The following is a 4377-nucleotide window of genomic DNA, read 5'->3' as shown; positions in this document are numbered from 1 at the left end:
CCCCTCGCCACAACAGCTCCACCGACCCGAATTAATGCATACAAAAAACCCGCCTCTCGGCGGGTTTTTCATATGACTCAAACGCGGAGATCTTAGTTGACCTTGGCGTTCAACTCACCCTTCAGGTAACGCTGGTACATGCCTTCCAGGGAGATCGCTTTGATCTTCGAGGCGTTGCCGGCGGTGCCGAAGGCTTCGTAGCGGGCGATGCACACGTCGCGCATGGCGGTCACGGTGGCGCCGAAGAACTTACGTGGGTCGAACTCGCTCGGGTTGGTGGCCATCAGGCGACGCATCGCACCGGTGGATGCCAGACGCAGGTCGGTGTCGATGTTGACCTTGCGCACGCCGTACTTGATGCCTTCGACGATTTCTTCAACCGGTACGCCGTAGGTCTCTTTGATGTCGCCGCCGTACTGGTTGATGATCGCCAGCCACTCTTGCGGAACCGAAGACGAACCGTGCATCACCAGGTGAGTGTTCGGAATGCGCTTGTGGATTTCCTTGATGCGGTCGATCGCCAGTACGTCGCCGGTAGGCGGCTTGGTGAACTTGTAGGCGCCGTGGCTGGTGCCGATGGCGATGGCCAGGGCATCGACCTGAGTGCGCTTGACGAAGTCAGCGGCTTCTTCAGGGTCGGTCAGCATCTGGCTGTGATCCAGAACGCCTTCGGCGCCGATGCCGTCTTCTTCACCGGCCATGCCGGTTTCCAGCGAACCCAGGCAGCCCAGCTCGCCTTCTACCGAAACGCCGCAGGCGTGAGCCATGGCCACGGTCTGCTGGGTAACGCGGACGTTGTAGTCGTAGTCGGTCGGGGTCTTGCCGTCTTCGCCCAGGGAACCGTCCATCATTACCGAGCTGAAGCCCAGTTGAATGGAACGCTGGCAGACGTCAGGGCTGGTGCCGTGGTCCTGGTGCATGCACACCGGAATGTGCGGGAATTCTTCGATCGCCGCCAGGATCAGGTGACGCAGGAACGGGGCACCGGCGTATTTGCGGGCACCGGCCGAAGCCTGGACGATCACCGGGGAGTCAGTCTTGTCAGCGGCTTCCATGATGGCGCGCATCTGCTCAAGGTTGTTGACGTTGAAAGCTGGAACGCCGTAGCCGAACTCGGCTGCGTGGTCCAGCATCTGGCGCATGCTGATAAGTGCCATTGTTAGGGTCTCTCCCGGTTGAAGTCGTTAATCGTGCCAGCCTGCCGGAGCGGCGGCGGCTATTCAAGTTATTGCAGATCGGGGGTTGAGCCCGGGCTGCGGATTCGGTGTTGCATCATTTACGTAAGCGTCGAACACCTCACCCTGTAGGAGCGAAGCTTGCTCGCGAAGAGGCCCTCACATTCAACGCAGACGTTGTCTGATGAACCGCTTTCGCGAGCAAGCTTCGCTCCTACAGGATGGGGGCAGGCCTTATTGCGCCTTGCAACCACGCCCAATCAAATCATTGGTGGCGACCCAGTAAACCAGGCCTTCCTCACCTTTTATGTGAAACGCCAGCATGTCGTTGCTGTACAGCGCACCCGACGCGCCCGGCTCCTGCTTCAAGCGGTAGACCTGATCGGCGCCACCGAGTCGCACGTCGACCTGATTGCGGCTCTCGTCGGCGTAGCGCCAGACCACTTTGGCCTGGCTGTCGCAGGTCCAGGTGGTCCAGTTGTCTGCCGGGGCGGACGACTGGAACGGGTTCAAGTTGGAGCACCCGGCCAGCAGCGCCAGCGCCGTAATGGCGATCAATCCTTTCATCCGTGTTCCTCGACCGGCAGCGCACGCCGCCGACCCTGAGTAAAGAGTCAGACCCGTCAAGGGCATCCACGTTCCTTGGCGGGAGTCTGTGTCTCGTATTTGTCCAGGCCATCAGGCCCGGAACGCTTGTTGAGCACAGGATTGGTTTCCGCCTGCCAGTCAGCCTGGTAGCAGCCCTTTTCCTGTGCCGGCGTCTCGGGCACTTCGGGAGCCTTGGGATTACTCCCGCAAGCCGCCAGCGCACCCGCGACGATCAACAGCGCAAACGTTCTGACCATCTGAACACTCCCTTGCCTGGTCAAACGGCAGACCTCAGGCCTTGGCCCGGCTTTCCAGAACTTCAACGGCTGGAAGCACTTTGCCTTCGACGAATTCGAGGAACGCGCCGCCGCCGGTAGAAATGTAGGAGATTTGCTCGCCAACGCCATATTTGTCGATGGCCGCCAGGGTGTCGCCGCCGCCGGCGATGGAGAACGCCGCGCTGTCCGCGATGGCCTGGGCCAGGACTTTGGTGCCGTTACCGAACTGGTCGAATTCGAACACGCCCACCGGGCCGTTCCACAGGATGGTTTTCGACGATTTCAGCAGGTCGGCAAAGTTAGCTGCGGTCTGCGGACCGATGTCCAGGATCATGTCGTCGGCCGCAACGTCAGCGATCAGCTTGACAGTCGCTTCGGCGCTTTCAGCGAATTCCTTGGCAACCACGACGTCCACCGGCAGCGGCACGCTGACCTTGGCGGCGATGGCGCGAGCGGTGTCCAGCAGGTCCGGCTCGTACAGGGACTTGCCGACCGGGTGACCGGCAGCGGCCAGGAAGGTGTTGGCGATGCCGCCACCAACGATCAACTGGTCGCAGATCTGGCTCAGGCTGTTCAGTACGTCGAGTTTGGTCGACACCTTGGAACCGGCAACGATGGCCGCCATTGGCTTGGCCGGGGCGCCCAAGGCCTTGCCCAGAGCATCCAGTTCGGCGGCCAGCAGAGGACCTGCGGCCGCGACTTTGGCGAACTTCGCCACGCCGTGGGTGGAGCCCTCGGCGCGGTGAGCGGTACCGAACGCGTCCATCACGAACACGTCGCACAGGGCGGCGTATTGCTGGGCCAGCTCGTCGGCGTTCTTTTTCTCGCCCTTGTTGAAGCGCACGTTTTCGAACAGCACGATGTCGCCGGCTTTCACTTCGACGCCGCCCAGGTAGTCAGCTACCAGCGGCACTTCGCGGCCCAAAGCCTTGCTCAGGTAGTCAGCGACTGGCTTGAGGCTGTTCTCGGCGGAGAACTCGCCTTCGGTCGGACGGCCAAGGTGCGAGCAGACCATCACGGCCGCGCCTTTTTCCAGGGCCAGCTTGATGGTCGGCAGCGAAGCCAGGATTCGCGCATCGCTGGTGACTACACCGTCCTTGACTGGGACGTTGAGGTCTTCGCGGATCAGTACGCGCTTACCTTGCAGATCGAGGTCGGTCATCTTCAACACGGTCATGGGTCGCAGTTCCTGGTTTTGAAAATCAGATTTGAAAATCAGTTTTTTGAAGAAGCAGCTGCTTGCAGATAATGCTCTGCAACATCCAGCATACGGTTTGCAAAACCCCATTCGTTGTCGAACCAGGCCAGGATGTTCACCAGCCGTGGGCCGGAAACGCGGGTCTGACTGGCATCGACGATGGCCGAATGTGGGTCATGGTTGAAATCACAACTGGCGTGCGGCAACTCGGTGTAGGCCAGAAGGCCCTTGAGCGGGCCGCTGGAAGCAGCCTCGCGCAGGATCCGGTTGACCTCGGTGGCGTCGGTATCGCTCACCGTCTGCATCGTGATATCGAGGCAGGACACGTTCACCGTCGGCACGCGTACGGCTTTGGCCTGAATTCGCCCGGCAAGTTCCGGCAACAGGCGTTCGATGCCTCGCGCCAGACCGGTGGATACCGGAATCACCGACTGAAACGCAGAGCGCGTACGGCGCAGGTCTTCGTGGTGATAGGCGTCGATCACCGGCTGATCGTTCATCGCCGAGTGAATGGTGGTGATCGAGACGTACTCCAGGCCAATGGCCTGATCCAGCAGGCGCAACAGCGGCACGCCGCAGTTGGTGGTGCAAGACGCGTTGGACACCAGCAGCTCGTTGCCGCTCAGGCAATCCTGGTTCACGCCGTAGACGATGGTGGCGTCGACATCCGACTCGCTGGCCATCGGCTGGGAGAACAGCACCCGAGGCGCGCCGGCGTCGAGGAAACGCTGGCCGTCTTCACGGGTGTGGTAAGCGCCGGAGCATTCCAGCACCAGATCGACGCCCAGGGACGCCCAATCGATGCCTTCGGGGGTGGCACTGCGCAGGACCTTCACGCAGTCGCCATTAATATGCAGACAATCGCCGTCGACCTTCACCTCACCGGGAAAACGCCCGTGGGTGGAGTCGAAGCGTGTCAGGTATTCGATGCTGGCCATGTCGGCCAGATCGTTGATCGCGACAATCTCGAACCCAGCCGCCGAGCCTCGCTCGAACAAAGCACGCAAGACGCAACGACCAATCCGGCCGTAGCCGTTGAGTGCAACTTTGTAGGGACGCGGTTGGGGCATGGGGGTTCTCGATTACCGTGGTGAATCCGTCAATGTCGCGTTGCCTGTCCCATTGTCTTCGCGGGCAA

General features: G+C 61.1%; 5 protein-coding genes. All 5 read right to left on the bottom strand.

Going from position 1 to position 4377, the window contains the following annotated elements; genetic code table 11:
- Positions 1–92: 92 nt before the first annotated feature.
- On the bottom strand, positions 93–1157 hold the full coding sequence (gene fba, locus K9857_RS29755) for a class II fructose-bisphosphate aldolase (protein WP_224542065.1): 1065 nt from the start codon (positions 1155–1157) through the stop codon (positions 93–95).
- Between the two features lie 252 nt (positions 1158–1409).
- Positions 1410–1742 (bottom strand): MliC family protein, encoded by a 333-nt coding sequence (locus tag K9857_RS29750; RefSeq protein WP_224542063.1) that lies wholly within the window; start codon positions 1740–1742, stop codon positions 1410–1412.
- Positions 1743–1798: 56 nt separating this feature from the next.
- Positions 1799–2020, bottom strand: a complete 222-nt coding sequence (locus K9857_RS29745) for a hypothetical protein (RefSeq protein WP_224542061.1) — start codon at positions 2018–2020, stop codon at positions 1799–1801.
- Positions 2021–2054: 34 nt separating this feature from the next.
- On the bottom strand, positions 2055–3218 hold the full coding sequence (locus K9857_RS29740; RefSeq protein WP_224542059.1) for a phosphoglycerate kinase: 1164 nt from the start codon (positions 3216–3218) through the stop codon (positions 2055–2057).
- 38 nt (positions 3219–3256) lie between these two features.
- Positions 3257–4309, bottom strand: a complete 1053-nt coding sequence (epd, locus tag K9857_RS29735) for an erythrose-4-phosphate dehydrogenase (protein WP_224542056.1) — start codon at positions 4307–4309, stop codon at positions 3257–3259.
- Positions 4310–4377 lie beyond the last annotated feature (68 nt).

The sequence above is a fragment of the Pseudomonas sp. REP124 genome (assembly GCF_020164475.1).
Lineage (GTDB): Bacteria > Pseudomonadota > Gammaproteobacteria > Pseudomonadales > Pseudomonadaceae > Aquipseudomonas.
The sequence above is the reverse complement of the archived record's forward strand: the minus strand, read 5'-3'. Positions and strand labels throughout refer to the sequence as shown.